Here is a 15,815-nt window from a genome sequence, read left to right as displayed (position 1 = left end):
GGGCAGCCCGCGACCGACGCCATCATGCTCGGTCTCGCCGCCGCGGCGCAGGCCGTGCGCGATGTCGACGTCGCCGATGGTCCGGCTCCATCGTGCACCTATGTGTCCGCCATCGTGCGGTACAGCGGCGCCGATACCGAGATCACCGTCGCCAATGTCGGTGACAGCCGGGCATATTGGCTGGCGGAGGCGGGCGAGCAGTCCGCGCGGCGGTTGACCGTCGACGACTCCTGGGCGCAGGCCCTGGTCGATGCCGGCGCGCTGGACGAGCACGCCGCGATGGCCGATCCGCGGGCCCACACGCTGATCCGCTGGCTTGGTGCGGACAGTCCGCGGGAACCCTGGGCGGACAATTGCGTGCGGACGATGCGTGCCATGGGTCCGGGCATGCTGCTGCTGTGCTCGGATGGGTTGTGGAACTATCTGCCCGCTGCGTCCGCCTTGTCCGGCAAGGTGGCCGGGGCCGCTCCCACAGCCGCGGCCAACGCGCTCGCCGAGTTCGCATTGGGTTGCGGCGGCGGTGACAACATCACCGTTGCGCTGGCTCCGGTGCCGTGGCGGGGCCACCGGGATGACGACCGGTGAAAGCCGCCAGAAGGTGGCGAAACACCGTTTCCCAGTTCCATAGACAGTGATGTTCATGGTTGCGTATGGTCGTCGACTATGACGAAGTTCGGCGGTAAGACCTGTTTGATCACCGGTGCGGCCAGTGGCCTCGGTCGGAGTACCGCACTCGCGGCCGCGGCCAAAGGCGCCGCGCTGGTCCTCACCGACATCGCCGCCGACGGACTCGCACAGACCGCCGCCGACGCGCGTGCGGCGGGCGCGACCGTGCACGTGGCCACGGCCGCGGACGTCAGTGATTACGACCAGGTGGTCGCGCTGGCGGCGGAGGCGCACGCCGCGGTCGGCAGTGTCGACATCGTCATGAACGTGGCCGGAATCGCCACCTGGGGCACCGTGGACCGGCTGACGCACGCGCAATGGCGGCGCACCATCGACATCGACCTGATGGGCCCGATCCACGTGATCGAAGCGTTCGTCCCCCAGATGATCGCCGCCGGACGCGGCGGGCATCTGGTGAACGTGTCGTCGGCCGCGGGATTGTTCGGACTGCCATGGCACGCGCCCTACAGCGCTGGCAAGTTCGGCTTGCGCGGCGTGTCGGAAGTACTGCGCTTCGACCTGGCCCGGCACGGCATCGGAGTGAGCCTGGTGTGTCCGGGTGCCATGGCCACACCGATGGTCGACAGCGTCGACATCGCGGGCGTCGACCGGACGACCGAGGCGGTGCAGCGCGGGATGTCGCTGTTCATGCGGCACGCGGTGACGCCGGAGGCGGCGGCCCGATCGATCGTGCGCGGCGTCGAGCGGAATCGGTATCTGATCTTCACCTCGACCGACATCCGCGTCGGCTTCTGGGCCCAGCGGTACTTCCCGCCCGCCTACACTCTCGCGATGCGCGGGCTCAACTGGGCGATGACCCGCTACGTCGAGCAGAAGGCCGGCGCGCCCGCCCGCTGAGGACGCCGCAGCGTCAACCCTCAGAACGCATCGCGCGGCACTTGTAGTGGAGTAAGGGATCGGGTCGCCGGACCCTCGAGCAACGTGCCGTCGGGCGCGAACCGCGAGCCGTGCAGCGGGCAATCCCAGGTGCGTTCCGCATCGTTCCAGCTCACGATGCCGTACAGGTGCGGGCAGATGGCCGAGACCCGCGTCGTGGTGCCATCCACCGTGCACACCGCGGTGGGGTGCAGGCCCTCACGCAGCACTGCGCCGCAACCTTCGGCCGGGGCGGCGCCGTCGTGCCGCGTCACGGCACGCAGCCAGCCCGCGGAAAGATGCTGGGCCACCGCGCCGTTCAGCTTCGTCGCCGTGGGAAGCGCCTTCAGTTCACTCGGGCGCCAACTGGCCAGCGTGCCCGCCCAGTCCGGCGGATTACCGACGCGCCGACCCGCCAGCGCGATGGCCGCGGCGACGCCGTTGGTCAGCCCCCACTTGGCGTATCCGGTGGCCAGCTGGATGTCGTTCTGCCCAGGGAGCACCGGTCCCACATAGGGCAGTTGGTCGACCGGCGCGTAGTCCTGGGCGGACCACTGGTGCACCGGTGCCGCGGTAGGGAACCAGGTCCGCGCCCAGCTCACCAGGTCGTCGGCCTTGCGCCGAGTCGATCCGCCGCGGCCGACGACGTGGCCGTTGCCGCCGACGAGCAGCAACTCGCCGTCCGGTCCCTGCGCGCGGCGCAGGGACCGCGTCGGGCTGCCCGCGCTGATGTACATGTCGTGCGGAATGGGCTCGTCCACAGCGAACGCCGCCAGATAGGACCGCTGCGGGGTGAGCCGGGCGAAGAATCCGCCGCGGTCGAGAATCGGTGTCCCGGTCGCCAACACCACCGTGCGCGCGGCGAGCTCACCGTGTTCGGTGGACACCGCCAGATCGCCCCGTTCGCCGTGGTGCACGCCGCGCACCAGGGTGGACTCGTAGATCGGTGCGCCGTGCGACTCCACATCCGCCGCCAGCGCCGCGAGCAGCGCCATCGGATCGAGCTGCGCCTGATCGGCGAGGCGGACGGCGCCGTGCACCGGGAACGGAACATCGAGTTCGTCGAGTAACTCGGTGGCCAGGCCCGCTTTCTGGGTCGCGGCGAATTCGGCTCGCACCGCGGATATTTCGTCCTCGTTCTGCGCGTAGGTCAGCGCGGCGACCCGCTCGGCCGGAACGCGATGCTCGGCGCAGAAACGCAACAACCAGTCTTGTCCCGCGCGATTTGCCTCGACGTAGGCGCGCAGCGCGTGATCGGAGTGGTGCGCGGCGATCTGCTGAGCCCGGGTTCCCTGCAACAGGCTGACCTTTCCGGTCGTGGAACCGGTCGTCCCCGCGCCGACGCGTCTGCCTTCGACCACGGCCACCTCGATGCCGTTCTCGGCCAGCAGCAGCGCTGTCACCAGGCCGGTGAGCCCGCCGCCGATCACGACCGTGTCGAAGCGCGAGCCCGGCGTCAACCGCAATCGTGCCGGGATCTGTGCGCCGTGCAACCAGAGGGAGGTCATAACCCCGAAATAGCCGGTCTCGATAGACCGAAACGCCCGAGGACGGTCCTCACACTCGCGCCCGGCTGGTGAGCTGCCGATCCGCGGCGGCGACCACTTCGGCGACGCTGATCAGGGCCAGCCCCGGCGCCGGCGCGCCGTCCTGCGGATCGTCGAGGTGGCCTGCCCACAGGACGGTATGCGCCTCGCGTTCCGGCGGGGGTCCCCAGGTCGCGGGCGATTCAGGGCCGAAGATCAGCACCGACGGTATGCCGAAGGCGGTGGCCAGGTTCCCCACACCCGTGTCGCCGCTCACCACGAGCGCCGCGCCGGCCACCGTGGCGGCGAGCTGGCGCAGCGTGAGTTCACCCGCGAGCACGCTGGTTTCGGGTAGTCCGGCCTGTTGCGCGATGCGGCAGGCGAGTGGACGGTCCGCGGCGCTGCCGACCAGGCGCACCGGGCATCCCCAGTCGCGGAGGTCGGCCGCCACGGCCGCGAACCGCTCTTCGGGCCAGCGCCGCGCGGGCGCACCTCCTGGGTGCACAACGATGGATTCGCGCTCGCCGATGCTCTCCGGCGGCGGCGCGAGATCCAGGCGAGCGGGATCGGCTGGTATGCCCGCGTACTCCAGCAGTCGGCACCACCGCGCGGGCTCGGACACGCCCGGCCGCCACGCCGGGCCGGGCACTCGAGGAAAGTCTTTGTGGCGGTGGGCGATCATGTGCGCCGGGCCGGTCGCGAGCAGCGCACCGATGCTGTCGGCGCCCGCACCGTGCAGATCGACCGCGAACGCAGGCGGGGGCGCGTTCCAGCGCAACGCGGCAGGCAGCGGAGTCGCATGCAGTTCGTCGACGCAATCGGCCAGTTCGACGACGGGGCGCAGCCGGCCCGGCGCCGCGAGAACCAGCGGGTGGCGCGGCCGGGCGTCGTGCAACGCGCGCAAGGCGGGAACTACCGTCAGCAGCTCGCGCAGCCCGTGCGCGCAGAGCGCGAGCGTAACCGTCAACGATGCCTCCACAGTGATCGCAGGGGGGAGACCCGCCACCGGGACGACGTCGTTGGCGAACCCGGGGCGGGGGTGCCACCAGCTTCGAGCCGCTCGCCGGAAATCCTGCTCGGACGCCGGGAAAACGCGTCTCGAAGGCGCCGGCCGATGTGCTCCTCGACGCCGTTGTCGGGGGGCATGCGCATCGGATTCCGGCAGTGCCCCCGCTGGGTTGGCGCCTGGGTAACCCACGGCGGGAGCGGTGTTCGGGATATGCCCGGCCTGCGCAGTTCGAAACCTGTCGTTTCCACTCCTGCGGCGGGCAGCTCGGCAGGCTATTTCGGCACGAGAATGCCGGTGAGATCCGCCTTCCGGATCGGGGTATCCGGGTTGGCCTGTGCCGCGCACATCAATTCGATGGCCGCGATCGCGGCGTCCACGGTGTTGGCGTCCGGCGTTCCGTCACCCTCGCGCTCTTGCTCGAGGAACTTCTCCGTGGTGATGCGCTGCTTGTCGGGATCCTGAGCGACGAATTCGTTGCACGGGGTGTCGCCGCCCTTGTTCACGACCTTCTTCGGCTCATCCCCGCAGCCTGCCGCGCACACCGCCAGTACGGCCAGAACGGCTATGCCCAGACGACCGGGCCGGATCACGGCGCTCATCGCCCGAACCCTGCCAAGGCCGAGGCCAGATCCGCCACGTCCAGCGCCTCCAGCGCCTGCTGGCGCACGTCCGGGCAGTTCTGCGCGGTGACGGTGTCGACGACGCCGCGGTCGGTGACGATCAAGTCGTTGAGTCCTCCGTTGCGGACCGCCCAGTTGTGCACCGTGCCGTTGAAGCTCACCTTGGCGACCACGGTTCCCTGATCACGCCAGGAGTCGAGGTCCGAGCGCGTCATATCGCACAACTGCTGCGCGGCTTCCGGCGTGATCTGGTCCGGGTTCGGCACCTGCGTCTGCGCCGGGCCCGGCATCGTGATCGAGACGGTCGCGGGAGCGGGCGTCGCCGGAACAGGGGCGCTGTCGTCGTTGCCGGAACACCCCGCGAGCGCCGAACCCGCCGCGCAGGCGCAGGCAAGCAAGGCCAGGCGCGTCCACGCCCGGCTGCGATGGTCTGTCATTGTTTCTCCCTCGTAATGGGCGACGGGTCGCGACACCAGCCGCGGTTGCCCCGGCGCGGCAGGACCAGAGCGCCCGTCGGTCTGCTCAGTGACCGGCCGCGTCCCTCAGCCGCTTGCCTTCGTGCGCCTTGATTCGGCGATGCTCGGCGACGATCACGAGAACACCGGCGATGATGCATACGGCGCTGACGATGCCGGCGACCACCGCCCAGCCCGCGAACCCGTATCCGGCGGCGGTGAGCGTGAGTGCGATGGTCACCACGCCGATGCCGACGAGGATGATGCCCGGCCAGTTCCGGGCGTCCTCGATGGATTCCCCGGCGTGCGTGCGGACGGTGCGTGCGTGATCCGGAAAGGTCTCATGCGAGCGTCCGTGCTGCTCTCCGGTGCCGGATCCCGCGTTCGATTCGTTCGGTGCTGGCAGCATCGGATTGTCCTTCCTCTTCAGCGGCAACGATTTCGGTGCGCGGCGGCGTGCGCCGGAAGTGCTCCGAGTCGGCGATCCGGGCCGCCATATCGGTCGGATGCCCGCGTTAAGGGATGCGAAACGCGGGTACGACGTGAGCGAGTCGACCGATTCTCGGGGGCTCGCACAATTCGAGACGTCCCAGGAGGACACCGATGACAACAGCACGGGAAATCATGACCCCCGACGTGGAATGCATCCGCTCCAGCGACACGATCGTGACGGCCGCGCAGCGGATGGCGGAGCTGAATGTCGGCGCCATGCCCATTTGCGGCGAGGACAACCGGCTGAAGGGCATGCTCACCGACCGCGACATCGTCGTCAAAGTGATCGCCCAGCGCAAGGACCCGCTCGGGGTGGACGCGGGCGAACTCGGCGGCGAAGAACTGGTCACCGTCGACGCGAACGACGACGTACGCAAGGTCATGTCGGTGATGTCGCAGCATCAGATACGGCGCGTGCCGGTGCTGGAGAACGGCCAACTGGTCGGCATCATCGCGCAGGCGGACGTCGCCACCACCGTCGAGAACACCGAGGCGGGCAGCACGGTGGAGGCCATCTCGACCGACTTCTGATCCAGCGCGCTCAGACCACGGCCGGGTGCAGGTCATAGACCGCGTACGCCGCACGAATCACCGGCTGGGCGACATTGCGCACCCGGATGCCGCCCGGAGTCGTGCCGCGCTCGGCGCCCGCGTGCGCGTGCCCGTGCAACGCCAGATCCGCGCCGTGCGCGTCGATCGCCTCGCCGAGCAGGTAGGACCCGAGGAACGGATAGATCTCCCTCGGCTCGCCGTGCAATGTGTCGCTGATGGGGGAGTAGTGCGTGAGCGCGACCCTGACATCGGTGTCCAGCGCGGCGAGGGCACTGCCGAGTGCGGCGGCCACTTCTACGGTGTGCCCGGCGAATTCGCGCATCAGACGTTCGCCGAAGACGCTGGCGCATTTGCCCGCGAAGCCACCGCCGAAACCTTTCGTGCCCGCGACCCCGAGTGTTGTCCCGTCGACGGTGAGCGTCATCGCTGTCCCTTCCAGGACCGTGATGCCGTGGTCGCCCAGCACGGCCGCGATGTCGTGCTCGGCATCGCAGTGGTAATCGTGGTTGCCGAGCACGGCGGCAACCGGGACGCCGAGGTCCGCGAATTCCGTGGCGACGACCTTCGCTTCGTCGACGGTGCCGTGCCGGGTCAGATCGCCGGCAAGCAAGAGGATGTCGGCCCGCTCGGGCAGCTCACGCAGCGCGGGACGCCACTGCCCGCGCGAATCCACGCCCATGTGTATGTCGCCGACCGCGGCTATCCGCATGCCGCTCAACTCCTTTCGGATCGGTCCGGTTCCAGCGTCTCGGTTTCCACGGGCGCCGCGGGACGGGTGACATGAACATCGTTGTGGATGCGCGCGTGCGGGAGTTGTTCGCGGACCACGGTTTCCATCTGTTGTTTGCGTTCTTCGCTGCTCACTTCGCCGCCGAGCACCACGACATCGCCGCGGATGGTCACCTGCACGCCGAGTTCGGCGGTGCGCGGATCTTCGGCCAACGCGCGGCGCAGATGGGCGACGACGTATTGCGGCTGCTCCATTAGTCCACCTTTCCGGTGCGGGTGATGCCGAGATCATCCAGCAGGCCGAGGAAGGCCCGCGCGTACGGCGACGCCTTGGTCTCCTCCCGCACCACCTCCCAGTCCACCTGTTCCCGCAGGTCGCGCGCGATGTGCAGGATCGGGCTGAGGTCGAGCCGGTGGGCGTCGAAGACCAGCATCTTGTCCACCATCAGGTCGGTTCCGGTGATCACCGGAGCCCTGGTCGGTCCGATTCGCAGCACGGTGGCGCGATCGAGCAGTTCGTCGGTCACCTCGCGGTCGTTCGGACGATAGATCAGGTCGATGAGGATGTCGTCGGCGTAGACCTTGCGCAGCCAGTTCTCCGGCGGTTCGCATGCGCGAAGTCCGGCGCGCGTCAGCGCGTGGACCGCCCGCCCCACATCGGCCGGTTTGACGAACAGGTCGACATCGTGTTGCGACTCCGGACCGCCGCGAGCGTAGACCGCGCAGCCGCCTGCCACCGCGAATCGGATATCGGTCGCGGCCAGCGCGTTCACCGCCCGGGTGAGCGCGTGCAGCAACTGATCGGTGGTGACGACCATGCAGCGGTGATACCCGGCGGACGCCGGGTTAATCGAGGTTTCTCCGGGTATGCGACCGGATACGGAGAGCCCGCGCAGACATGTCGCGAGTGGCTTTCGGACTACCGGACGGGAGCGATCATGCCCAAGACGACGGCGCGCGGCGAAGCCGAACAGTCCGAGTTGCCGAGCACCCTTTCCGGCCGTTCCTGGATGACCAAGGACGAGCTCGTCGAGGCGATCCAGAAACGCAATCGCCAGGAGACCCGGAGTGCCAGAGAATGACGACGCCTGGGCGCGTCGAGAGCGCGGTGAGACCGAACTCGAACAATTGGACCGCAATTGGGCCAGCCTGATCCAGGAACTGCGTGTCGTGCAGACCGGCGTGCAGTTCCTGATCGGCGCACTGCTGATCCTGCCGTTCGAAGCATCGTTCGGCACGTTGTCGCACGCTATGCGCATGCTGTATGTCGCGACCCTGGGTGCCGCCGTGGGGGCGACGGTCTTCCTGGTCGCGCCGGTGTCCTGGCATCGCATTCTGTTCCGGCGGCACCGGCTGGGTAACGTCGTCGCCGCCGCGCATCGGTGCGCGATGGCGGGACTCGCACTACTTGCGCTGGCCTTGATCGGGGCGGTGGTTCTCGTGGTGGACTATGTGGCGGGGACGGCGGAGGCCGTGACCGCTGGAATCATCCTCGCAGCGCTCTTTCTGGTCGTGTGGCTCCTCGCGCCATGGCGCTGGCGCGGCACACCGGCCGATCTGTGAGCACATTCGTGCTCATCTGGCCCCTGACACCACCTCCCCGGCTCGTGCGGGAGCGCCGCGGTGGTAGGCGGTGAGCGTCTCGACCGCGATCCGATCCCAGCAATGGCGTCCCGCCGCACGCTGATAGCTTGCCGCGCCCCATGTTTCGCGCAGGGTCTCGTCCTCGAGCAGCGGGCGAACCGCACGTGCGATCGCGTCCGGCTCCGGGGGAGCGACCAACCGCCCGGTGACACCGTCGACCACAGTGTCCAGCAGGCCGCCAACGGGCGTGGCGATCACCGGCCTGCCGCATGCCATCGCCTCCAGCGCCACCGTGCCGAACGGCTCGTACCAGGGCGTGCACACCATGACGTCCGCCGAGCGGTACAGCCGCGGCAGCATTGGGCGAGCCACCGGTCCGAGCAGCCGAACGCGTTCGCGCACACCGTGTTCCACTGCGACACGGCGCAACCTTCGGCCTTCGGTGTTGTCCTGGTCGCCGGTCGACGGGCCGCCCGCGATCACCAGTTCGGTGTCCGGCAGCTCCCGCAGCGCCTTGATCACTGCGTCGAATCCGTTGCGCCGCACGAGTTCTCCTGCGGCGACCAGCCGATGTCCGGCGTGCCGCTCGGCGCGGCTTCCCTCGGGGGCAAACGCGGTGAGGTCGACGCCGCAGGGCACGATCGAGGTGCGAAAGCGCGGCACCCCCATCCTGGCCAATTCCACGGCCTCGTCGGAGCAGGTCGCCACCACATGCGCCGCCCTGGTCGCGATCAGCCGCTCGAAACGGATCCGCGAGCGCGGGCTCGGGTCCGCGAGACCTTCACAGCGCCGTTGCACCGTGCCGAGTCCGTGGAACGTCAGCACCACCGGGATGCTGTGCGCCCGCGCCGCCAGCTCGGCAGCCAGCCCGGACAGCCAGTGATGCGCGTGCACGAGGTCCGGCTGCTCGGCGGCCCAGTGCCGCCGCAGAAACGTGCCGAATTCGCCCAGGTAGGGCAGGGTCCGGTCGCCGGGCAGTGCAGTGGGCGGTCCGGCCGGGACGGACACGACGCGGTAGCCGCCGTCGGCGACATGCTCGGTGGGGGCCGACGCACTGGTGCGGCGGGTGTAGACCGTCACGTCGTGCCCGCGGCGGGTGTAGGCCGCCGACAGTCCGGCTACGTGCGGACCGCGGCCGCTCGGATCGGCGGGACTTCCCTCGGCGAGCGGGCTGACGTCTTCGGAAACCATGGCGATCTTCACCGGTTGCTCCGTTCTTGTCGCGGGCGCCGCAGGCGCGCGTATGCGCGCGGCTGCCCAACGACCGGCATCGCGTGACGTTCGGGGAATATGTGCCAGATATGCCCTGAGGCGGAGTGATGAAACCCGGTCACGGTCGCGACCACGGCCGGTGAATGGATCGTTTGCTCGCGGGCATTCCGGTCGTGCGAGGTTCTCCGGTCGAACGCTGTCGGGAACGGGCGGGCCGTGCCACACTGTAGGGAGGTTGAGATAACAGCCGACCCCGGTTCGACGCACGGCGAAGCCGGTCGATGGGACGGCATGACAACCGATTCATTCGCGGCGCCGCCCCTCGTCCCAGCCGTCGCGGAGAGCTGGAATCCCCCAGATGGGAGGTTCGACTTGTCTGCCATTTCTCTGCTACGAGAGCATGCCGACGGTATGCATCTCAACGGTTCGGGCCCCGAACGCAGGCGCGACAACCGCTTGTGGGCACAGCGGGTGGATCGCCGCCGCGAATGTGTAGTGGTCCGCGTCGAAGGCGAGTTGGACGCCGCCGTGTCGGCTGAGTTCTTCGCCACGGTCGACCATGCGATGCAGTCACCGTGCGATGCCGTTGTGATCGATCTGAGGGCGGCCAGATTCATGAGTTTGCGTGCGGCAGTGCGGCTCGGATCGGTCCGGAGGGCTGTGTCCACCGGTCCCGATCTGCGCATCGTCGCGGGTGGATCGGGAGTGGAGCGGGCTCTGGAAGTCACCGGAGTGCGGTCGCTGTTCCCGCACTATCCCTCGATGCGGGCGGCACTGGACGCGTGAGCTGACCTCGATCACGGAATCCGCGCCCGCCGTCAGAAAGCATTCCGATCTGCTCGCACCGCGTGCGCGGGCAACGGATACTTCTGTTGTGAGTGAGAGTGGGTCGGTCCAGCCCAAGGAAGCCATCGGGCTGGACCGGGTGATCGGGATGGGGACGCCGCAGAGCGTCGGCAGTTTTCGGTTTTGGTTCGCCGACCAGCGATGGGAGTGGTCGGACGAGGTGGCTGGGATCCACGGTTACGCCCCGGGGACGGTGACGCCGACAACGGAGTTGTTGTTGGCGCACAAGCACCCGGACGACCGCGCCGCGGTGGCCAGTGCCCTGGCGAGGTCGCTCGATTACGCGGAGCCGTTCTCCAGCCGTCATCGAATCATCGATACCGGTGGCGAAGTCCACCATGTGATCCTGGTGGCCGATCGCATGGTGGACGAGGCCGGTGCGGTGGTCGGCACGTCCGGGTACTACATCGATGTCACCGACACGCTCGAGGAACACCGGCAGGAAACGCTGGACGACACGCTGCCCGAGTTGTACGCCGCCCGTGCGGTGATCGAACAGGCGAAAGGCGCACTCATGCTGGTCTACGGCATCAGCGCCGAGCAGGCCTTCCGAGTGCTGAGCTGGCGGTCGCAGGAGACCAACGTGAAGCTGCGCACCCTGGCCGCCCGACTGGTCGCCGACCTGCCGGGGATGACCGGCACCACGGTGGGCCTGCGTACCGAATTCGACCACTTGTTGCTCACCGCCCACGAACGGATCGACACCGACTGACCAGTGTTTCGATCAGTCGGCGCGGGGTACGTCAACGACCGAGGAGCGCGGCGGCTATGCGATTCACGTCCGCGGCGGGCGGTGTTTCGGCGGCTCGGGAAGACCTGGCGATATCCAGGCCGCCGCGGCGGCTGCGAGGACAAGGTGGTGATGGGTAATGGGGGAGTGGATTTCCCAATCCTCTACCGAGACAACGACCGTCGGCGTGCGGGTACCCGCTCGGTCGGAGCAGCTGACCATGCTGCGCGCCCTCGCCGAAACCGTCGCCCTGATCGCGGACTTCGCCTTGGACGAGGTGACCGACATCCGGCTCGCTCTGGACGAGGTAGCGACCTCGCTGATCCTCGATGCGGTGCCCGGCTCGATGCTCGACTGTGAGTTCACCTACGACGCCGACAAGATGTTCGTGCACGTCTCCTCGGTGGCGGTCTCGGAGTCGGTGATCGGCCAGGCCGGCTTCGGCTGGCACATCGTGCGGACCCTGACCGCTTCGATCGCCGCGGCCCAGGGCTCCTACGACGGCATGCTCGGCGGGTATCCCACGGTGATCGACTTCAGCTGGGTGCGGAGTGCCGCGGATGACAGGTGAGTCCAGATCGCGCGGCGACAGCTACGACAACATCGAACCGCTGTTCGAGAAGATCGCAGCCCTCGCCTCGGACGATCCACGCCGGGAGGCGATGCGCCAGGAACTCATCGAGCGCTGCCTTCCACTGGCCGAGCACATCGCGCGGAAGTTCTCCGGGCGCGGCGAGAACTTCGACGACCTGCTGCAGGTCGCGCGACTGGGCTTGGTGCAGGCAGCGGACCGGTTCGATGTGGCGCGCGGATCTTCTTTTCTCTCGTTCGCGGTGCCGACCATCATGGGCGAGGTCCGGCGGCATTTCCGGGACAACACCTGGGCCGTGCGTGTGCCCCGGCGGACCAAGGAGATCCAGTTGAGCATCGGCGCGACCGTCGAGACGCTGTCGCAGCGACTCGGCCGGATGCCGAAGGCCAGGGAGATCGCGGCGGAGCTGGACGTCGATCTGGTCGAAGTGACCCAGGCGTTGATCGCGGGCAACGCCTACCAGTCGTCCTCCATCGACGCCGTGGCCGGCGACGACATCGAGAACGCCCCGCTGCCCCTCCTGGACAGCCTCGGCACCGAGGAACCGTCCTATCACCTGGTCGAAGACTTCATGGCGGTGAAACCGCTGATCGGCGAGCTGCCCGAGCGCGAGCGCCAGGTGCTGATCATGCGATTCTTCGAGTCGCTGACACAGAACCAGATCGCCGAGCGCCTCGGTGTCTCCCAGATGCATGTCTCGCGCATCCTGTCCAGGACGTTGAATTCCCTGCGTGAGCAGGCGCTGCGCGACTGAGCATTACTGAGCGGCAGGGTCGTCGGCCCGCGCACGGCCGCAGCGGAGGCGCAGGTGCGCCTACCTACACCGGATTCGGTGGCATGGGGTCCGGCGATGGTCCAGGTGGTTGCGGGTCCGGCGACGGTCCGCCGGGGCCGGGCACCGGCGGCGGCACCGGTCCTGGCGGCCTGGGGACCGGTCCTGGCACCGGCGGCAGCGGACCTGGTCCCGGAGGCAACGGGACGGGATCCGGCTCCGGGATCGGCGGCACCGGATCCGGTTCCGGGATGGGCGGCACGGGGTCCGGCTCGGGCGTCGGCGGAACAGGATCCGGGACCGGCCGCGCCGTGCTGACACTGCGCATCGCACTCCTCCTCTTTCGTGATCGGCGCCGCGCGGCATGTGCGCCGTGCGCAGGGGCCGATCACCGGCCGGTTACCCAACGATTGCCAGCCGAACCGGCTGGATGCTGGGATTACGGACGGTTCAGCCGACCAGTTTGCGGAGTATGTCCCTCGGGTAGTCAGTCAGGAGCCGGACAACAGATGCCGATGGCTCGAGGAGCTCGTCATGACCGACCAGCGCCGACCAGGCACCCGGAATCCGCTGGTGGGGCCGCGTGCCTTTGGGTCGCGGCCCCAGGCCAAGGGGATTTCCGTCACGAGGAATCACGACGTCATCCGTCGCTGGGCGCAGCAGCGCGGCGCCCGGCCCGCGACCGTGCCGGGGAGCGAGTACAACGGGCGGCTCGGAGTGCTGCGATTCGACTTTCCCGGGTACGGGGGCGCCGTGCTGCGCCGGGTGGGATGGGACGAATGGTTCGCCACCTTCGACGCGAGGAAGCTGCGCTTCTGGTATCAGGAGCGCAATGCCGACGGATCGCCGAGCAATTTCAACCGCCTGGAGGCGCCGCGGTAGCCTGCGGGCCGCTGCGATGGGTGAGTCCGGTCACGGCCGAGGCTGCCTCCGGTGTCAGTGGCGTCGAGCACAGTGCGATCGCCAACTCCGTCGCTGCCCTGTGATTCGCCGCGGTGTGTCCGTTGCCCACCGCGAACCGGAAGGAACCTGCGGCTGAGGGGATCTCGGATACAGGGTGGGTGGGCTGCGGGATTGCCGCGATGGCGCATGTGCGCAACAGTCGATGACCCTATTACCGACGGAGCGGTCTGGCATATAGCGTCTATGGACGAGCCAGCGGGGCCCGCGCCGGTCTGCCGGACGTTTACCGGCTGGAACTTCGGGTACCCGAAACCGAGCAAAGGTTGCTCGAAAGCGGAAGGTCGCGTCGGTATGGGGATGCGGTAGTCCGCATCGTGACGCGCTTCCGCATGTTTGCAAGGGATAAGGTCTTGAGCGCAAACCTGATGATCGTGGAAGACGACGACCGGGTCCGTGGGGCGTTACGCCTGGCGATGGAGGATGAGGGCTACGACGTCGACGAGGCGCAGGAAGCCGAGGACGCGCTGACCCATTTGCGCAGCAATGGCGTGCCCGATGTGATGATCGTCGATCTGATGCTCGGCGGTATGGACGGATTCGAATGTATCCGGGAGATCCGCCGCGACCACGACGTGCCGATCATCGTGGTCAGCGCTCGCGACGACACCCACGACGTGGTGGCCGCGCTGGAGGCGGGCGCCGACGATTTCGTCACCAAGCCGTTCGAGATCAAGGAGATCACCGCGCGCATGCGCGCGGTGCGACGGCGCGCCCGGCTCACGGCCGAGCGCGAGACGCCGCAAGAGATGGTGTTGGAGGCCGACGACACGGCTCCGCTGGTGCTCGCGCAGGACAGCGGCGTGGTGCGCCGCGGCGACGAGGAGATCCGGCTCACGCTCACCGAATTCCGGTTGCTGTGTGAGCTGGCGGAGTCACCCGGCCGGGTGCTCAGCCGCACCGTATTGCTCGAACGCGTCTGGGACCGTGGGTTTTTCGGTGACGAGCGGATCGTCGACGTGCACATGCGCAGGTTGCGCACCAAAATCGAGCGAGATCCGTCCGACCCGCGCGTCGTGGTGACGGTGCGCGGGCTCGGCTACCGCCTCGATGTGCGGCGCTGAGCGTCGCTTCGATGCCACACGCTGGAGCCCGGGCGCCTGGAGCCTGCGCGGTCGTGTGACGGCCGCGTTCGCGGCCATCGCCGCGTTGATGTCGCTGGTGCTGGTCGTGTCGGTGTTCGTGATCAGCCGCGGTTATCTGGAGGCGCAGCGGCAGCGCGCGGGCGCCGCGTCGTCCGGGGACCTGAATGCCGATCTGGATCTGCTGCGCAATGTGCTGATCGGCTGTGCCGTCGCGGTCACCTTGATCGGCGCGGCGGTCGGCTGGTGGGCGAGCAGGCGGGTGCTGACCCCCCTGCACCAGCTCGCCGGCACGGCCGCGCGGATCGCCTCCGGCGACCTGGACCTGCGACTGTCGGCCACCGGGGACCAGGACCTGGCCATCACGGTCGAATCGTTCAACTCCATGGTCGACTCGCTGCAACGGCGCATCGAACGCGAGCATCGCCTCTTCGGCGACGTCAGCCACGAGCTGCGCACCCCGCTGACCACGCTGATGGCCAGCGTCGATGTGCTCAATCGGCATCGCGGCGATCTGCCGGAACGTTCCCAGCGCGCGGTCGGCCTGGTCACCGCCGAGGTCGACCACCTGCGCAGGCTGCTGGACGATCTGCTCGCGCTGGCCAGAGTGGAGGCGGGCATGCACCACGGCGACGCCGAGCCGCTGTCGGTGCGCGACCTGCTCACCCACACGCTGGCCGATCGCCGCTATCCGGCGCGGCTGCTCACCGTGGACCAGGACGTCATCGTGCGGGGCCGCAAGCTGGAGCTGGAACGCGCGGTGGCCAACCTGCTGCACAACGCCGACCGGCACGGCGGCGGTGTGGTCGCGGTCACCGTGCACCGCGATGGCACCGACGCGGTGGTCACCGTGGACGACGAGGGGCCGGGCGTGCCGCTCGCGGACCGGACGCGCATCTTCGAACGGTTCGCGACCGCGCGCAGCGGCCGCCGCTCGACAGGCGGGACCGGGATCGGCCTCGCGCTGGTCGCCGAGACCGTCGCCACGCATCACGGCCGGGTCGACTGCACCGAGCGGCCGGGCGGCGGCGCGCGATTCGTGGTGCGCCTGCCTCGGTTGGACGACATCCATCCGTAACACGACCGTAAAGAAGTCGACCACTTCAGCTCAA

General features: G+C 68.7%; 21 protein-coding genes. 12 read left to right on the top strand and 9 right to left on the bottom strand.

Annotated features, from left to right (window positions below):
- Positions 1 to 585 (top strand): PP2C family protein-serine/threonine phosphatase (locus NA4_RS41480; RefSeq protein ID WP_373862813.1); only part of this gene is annotated, 585 nt, incomplete at its 5' end.
- A 78-nt stretch (positions 586 to 663) separates the two neighbouring features.
- Positions 664 to 1,524 (top strand): SDR family oxidoreductase, encoded by an 861-nt coding sequence (locus NA4_RS21735; protein ID WP_067472920.1) that lies wholly within the window; start codon positions 664 to 666, stop codon positions 1,522 to 1,524.
- A gap of 20 nt (positions 1,525 to 1,544) precedes the next feature.
- On the opposite strand, the gene NA4_RS21730 is transcribed toward NA4_RS21735, so the two are convergent.
- From NA4_RS21730 to NA4_RS21710, 5 genes are all read right to left on the bottom strand, one after another.
- Positions 1,545 to 3,050, bottom strand: coding sequence for an FAD-dependent oxidoreductase (locus tag NA4_RS21730; RefSeq protein ID WP_067472918.1), 1,506 nt, complete (start codon positions 3,048 to 3,050; stop codon positions 1,545 to 1,547).
- A gap of 49 nt (positions 3,051 to 3,099) precedes the next feature.
- Complete coding sequence (locus NA4_RS21725) at positions 3,100 to 4,035, bottom strand: glycosyltransferase family 9 protein (protein ID WP_157129203.1); 936 nt, start codon at positions 4,033 to 4,035, stop codon at positions 3,100 to 3,102.
- Between the two features lie 314 nt (positions 4,036 to 4,349).
- Positions 4,350 to 4,676: a hypothetical protein gene (locus NA4_RS21720; RefSeq protein ID WP_067472916.1), complete on the bottom strand. Its 327-nt coding sequence runs from the start codon at positions 4,674 to 4,676 to the stop codon at positions 4,350 to 4,352.
- On the bottom strand, positions 4,673 to 5,134 hold the full coding sequence (locus NA4_RS21715) for a hypothetical protein (RefSeq protein ID WP_067472914.1): 462 nt from the start codon (positions 5,132 to 5,134) through the stop codon (positions 4,673 to 4,675). Before NA4_RS21715 ends, NA4_RS21720 begins: the two co-directional genes overlap by 4 nt.
- Before the next feature lie 85 nt (positions 5,135 to 5,219).
- Complete coding sequence (locus tag NA4_RS21710; RefSeq protein ID WP_174552977.1) at positions 5,220 to 5,561, bottom strand: hypothetical protein; 342 nt, start codon at positions 5,559 to 5,561, stop codon at positions 5,220 to 5,222.
- A gap of 194 nt (positions 5,562 to 5,755) precedes the next feature.
- On the opposite strand from NA4_RS21710, the gene NA4_RS21705 reads away from it, so the two are divergent.
- On the top strand, positions 5,756 to 6,175 hold the full coding sequence (locus tag NA4_RS21705; RefSeq protein ID WP_067472910.1) for a CBS domain-containing protein: 420 nt from the start codon (positions 5,756 to 5,758) through the stop codon (positions 6,173 to 6,175).
- A 10-nt stretch (positions 6,176 to 6,185) separates the two neighbouring features.
- Here NA4_RS21705 and NA4_RS21700 read toward each other — a convergent pair whose 3' ends face one another.
- From NA4_RS21700 to NA4_RS21690, 3 genes are read right to left on the bottom strand one after another with little or no spacing between them, the layout of a single operon-like run.
- Positions 6,186 to 6,905 carry a metallophosphoesterase family protein gene (locus NA4_RS21700; protein ID WP_067472907.1) on the bottom strand — a complete coding sequence of 240 codons (720 nt, stop codon included), beginning with the start codon at positions 6,903 to 6,905 and terminating at the stop codon, positions 6,186 to 6,188.
- 5 nt (positions 6,906 to 6,910) lie between these two features.
- Positions 6,911 to 7,180 (bottom strand): BON domain-containing protein, encoded by a 270-nt coding sequence (locus NA4_RS40595; RefSeq protein WP_040778860.1) that lies wholly within the window; start codon positions 7,178 to 7,180, stop codon positions 6,911 to 6,913.
- On the bottom strand, positions 7,180 to 7,743 hold the full coding sequence (locus NA4_RS21690; protein ID WP_067472904.1) for a nucleotidyltransferase family protein: 564 nt from the start codon (positions 7,741 to 7,743) through the stop codon (positions 7,180 to 7,182). Before NA4_RS21690 ends, NA4_RS40595 begins: the two co-directional genes overlap by 1 nt.
- Positions 7,744 to 7,863: 120 nt before the next feature.
- On the opposite strand from NA4_RS21690, the gene NA4_RS40590 reads away from it, so the two are divergent.
- Both NA4_RS40590 and NA4_RS21685 read left to right on the top strand, forming a co-directional pair.
- Positions 7,864 to 8,007: a hypothetical protein gene (locus tag NA4_RS40590; RefSeq protein WP_157129202.1), complete on the top strand. Its 144-nt coding sequence runs from the start codon at positions 7,864 to 7,866 to the stop codon at positions 8,005 to 8,007.
- Complete coding sequence (locus tag NA4_RS21685; RefSeq protein WP_067472901.1) at positions 7,994 to 8,488, top strand: DUF6328 family protein; 495 nt, start codon at positions 7,994 to 7,996, stop codon at positions 8,486 to 8,488. The genes NA4_RS40590 and NA4_RS21685 overlap by 14 nt, the downstream gene beginning before the upstream one ends.
- Positions 8,489 to 8,500: 12 nt before the next feature.
- On the opposite strand, the gene NA4_RS21680 is transcribed toward NA4_RS21685, so the two are convergent.
- Entirely contained in the window at positions 8,501 to 9,712 is a 1,212-nt protein-coding gene (locus NA4_RS21680; protein ID WP_067472898.1) for a glycosyltransferase, read from the bottom strand.
- Positions 9,713 to 10,093: 381 nt separating this feature from the next.
- Between NA4_RS21680 and NA4_RS21675 the strand changes: the two genes are divergently transcribed.
- From NA4_RS21675 to NA4_RS21640, 7 genes are all read left to right on the top strand, one after another.
- On the top strand, positions 10,094 to 10,507 hold the full coding sequence (locus tag NA4_RS21675) for an STAS domain-containing protein (RefSeq protein ID WP_067472932.1): 414 nt from the start codon (positions 10,094 to 10,096) through the stop codon (positions 10,505 to 10,507).
- 88 nt (positions 10,508 to 10,595) lie between these two features.
- A complete protein-coding gene (locus NA4_RS21670; RefSeq protein WP_067472895.1) occupies positions 10,596 to 11,279 on the top strand; it encodes a PAS and ANTAR domain-containing protein in 684 nt (227 codons plus the stop codon).
- 157 nt (positions 11,280 to 11,436) lie between these two features.
- The gene (locus NA4_RS21665; RefSeq protein WP_067472892.1) at positions 11,437 to 11,868 is read left to right on the top strand and encodes an anti-sigma factor; all 432 of its coding nucleotides are present in this window, start codon (positions 11,437 to 11,439) and stop codon (positions 11,866 to 11,868) included.
- Positions 11,858 to 12,643: an RNA polymerase sigma factor SigF gene (locus NA4_RS21660; RefSeq protein ID WP_067472889.1), complete on the top strand. Its 786-nt coding sequence runs from the start codon at positions 11,858 to 11,860 to the stop codon at positions 12,641 to 12,643. Before NA4_RS21665 ends, NA4_RS21660 begins: the two co-directional genes overlap by 11 nt.
- Before the next feature lie 552 nt (positions 12,644 to 13,195).
- Positions 13,196 to 13,543, top strand: a complete 348-nt coding sequence (locus NA4_RS21650) for a hypothetical protein (protein ID WP_067472883.1) — start codon at positions 13,196 to 13,198, stop codon at positions 13,541 to 13,543.
- A gap of 431 nt (positions 13,544 to 13,974) precedes the next feature.
- Positions 13,975 to 14,685: a response regulator transcription factor gene (locus tag NA4_RS21645; protein WP_067472880.1), complete on the top strand. Its 711-nt coding sequence runs from the start codon at positions 13,975 to 13,977 to the stop codon at positions 14,683 to 14,685.
- Between the two features lie 55 nt (positions 14,686 to 14,740).
- Positions 14,741 to 15,781, top strand: a complete 1,041-nt coding sequence (locus tag NA4_RS21640) for an ATP-binding protein (protein WP_245671527.1) — start codon at positions 14,741 to 14,743, stop codon at positions 15,779 to 15,781.
- The last annotated feature ends 34 nt before the right edge of the window (positions 15,782 to 15,815 follow it).

Source organism: Nocardia amamiensis NBRC 102102, from assembly GCF_001612745.1.
Lineage (GTDB): Bacteria > Actinomycetota > Actinomycetes > Mycobacteriales > Mycobacteriaceae > Nocardia > Nocardia amamiensis.
Note: the sequence above shows the minus strand (reverse complement) of the source record. Positions and strands in the feature narration are given on the sequence as shown.

Bases quoted from the DNA above. Each gene is read 5' to 3' on its own strand.
- NA4_RS21735 (WP_067472920.1), top strand. From the start codon at position 664: ATGACGAAGTTCGGCGGTAAGACCTGTTTGATCACCGGTGCGGCCAGT.
- NA4_RS21730 (WP_067472918.1), bottom strand. From the start codon at position 3,050: ATGACCTCCCTCTGGTTGCACGGCGCACAGATCCCGGCACGATTGCGG.
- NA4_RS21720 (WP_067472916.1), bottom strand. From the start codon at position 4,676: ATGAGCGCCGTGATCCGGCCCGGTCGTCTGGGCATAGCCGTTCTGGCC.
- NA4_RS21715 (WP_067472914.1), bottom strand. From the start codon at position 5,134: ATGACAGACCATCGCAGCCGGGCGTGGACGCGCCTGGCCTTGCTTGCC.
- NA4_RS21710 (WP_174552977.1), bottom strand. From the start codon at position 5,561: ATGCTGCCAGCACCGAACGAATCGAACGCGGGATCCGGCACCGGAGAG.
- NA4_RS21705 (WP_067472910.1), top strand. From the start codon at position 5,756: ATGACAACAGCACGGGAAATCATGACCCCCGACGTGGAATGCATCCGC.
- NA4_RS21700 (WP_067472907.1), bottom strand. From the start codon at position 6,905: ATGCGGATAGCCGCGGTCGGCGACATACACATGGGCGTGGATTCGCGC.
- NA4_RS40595 (WP_040778860.1), bottom strand. From the start codon at position 7,180: ATGGAGCAGCCGCAATACGTCGTCGCCCATCTGCGCCGCGCGTTGGCC.
- NA4_RS21690 (WP_067472904.1), bottom strand. From the start codon at position 7,743: ATGGTCGTCACCACCGATCAGTTGCTGCACGCGCTCACCCGGGCGGTG.
- NA4_RS40590 (WP_157129202.1), top strand. From the start codon at position 7,864: ATGCCCAAGACGACGGCGCGCGGCGAAGCCGAACAGTCCGAGTTGCCG.
- NA4_RS21665 (WP_067472892.1), top strand. From the start codon at position 11,437: ATGGGGGAGTGGATTTCCCAATCCTCTACCGAGACAACGACCGTCGGC.
- NA4_RS21660 (WP_067472889.1), top strand. From the start codon at position 11,858: ATGACAGGTGAGTCCAGATCGCGCGGCGACAGCTACGACAACATCGAA.
- NA4_RS21650 (WP_067472883.1), top strand. From the start codon at position 13,196: ATGACCGACCAGCGCCGACCAGGCACCCGGAATCCGCTGGTGGGGCCG.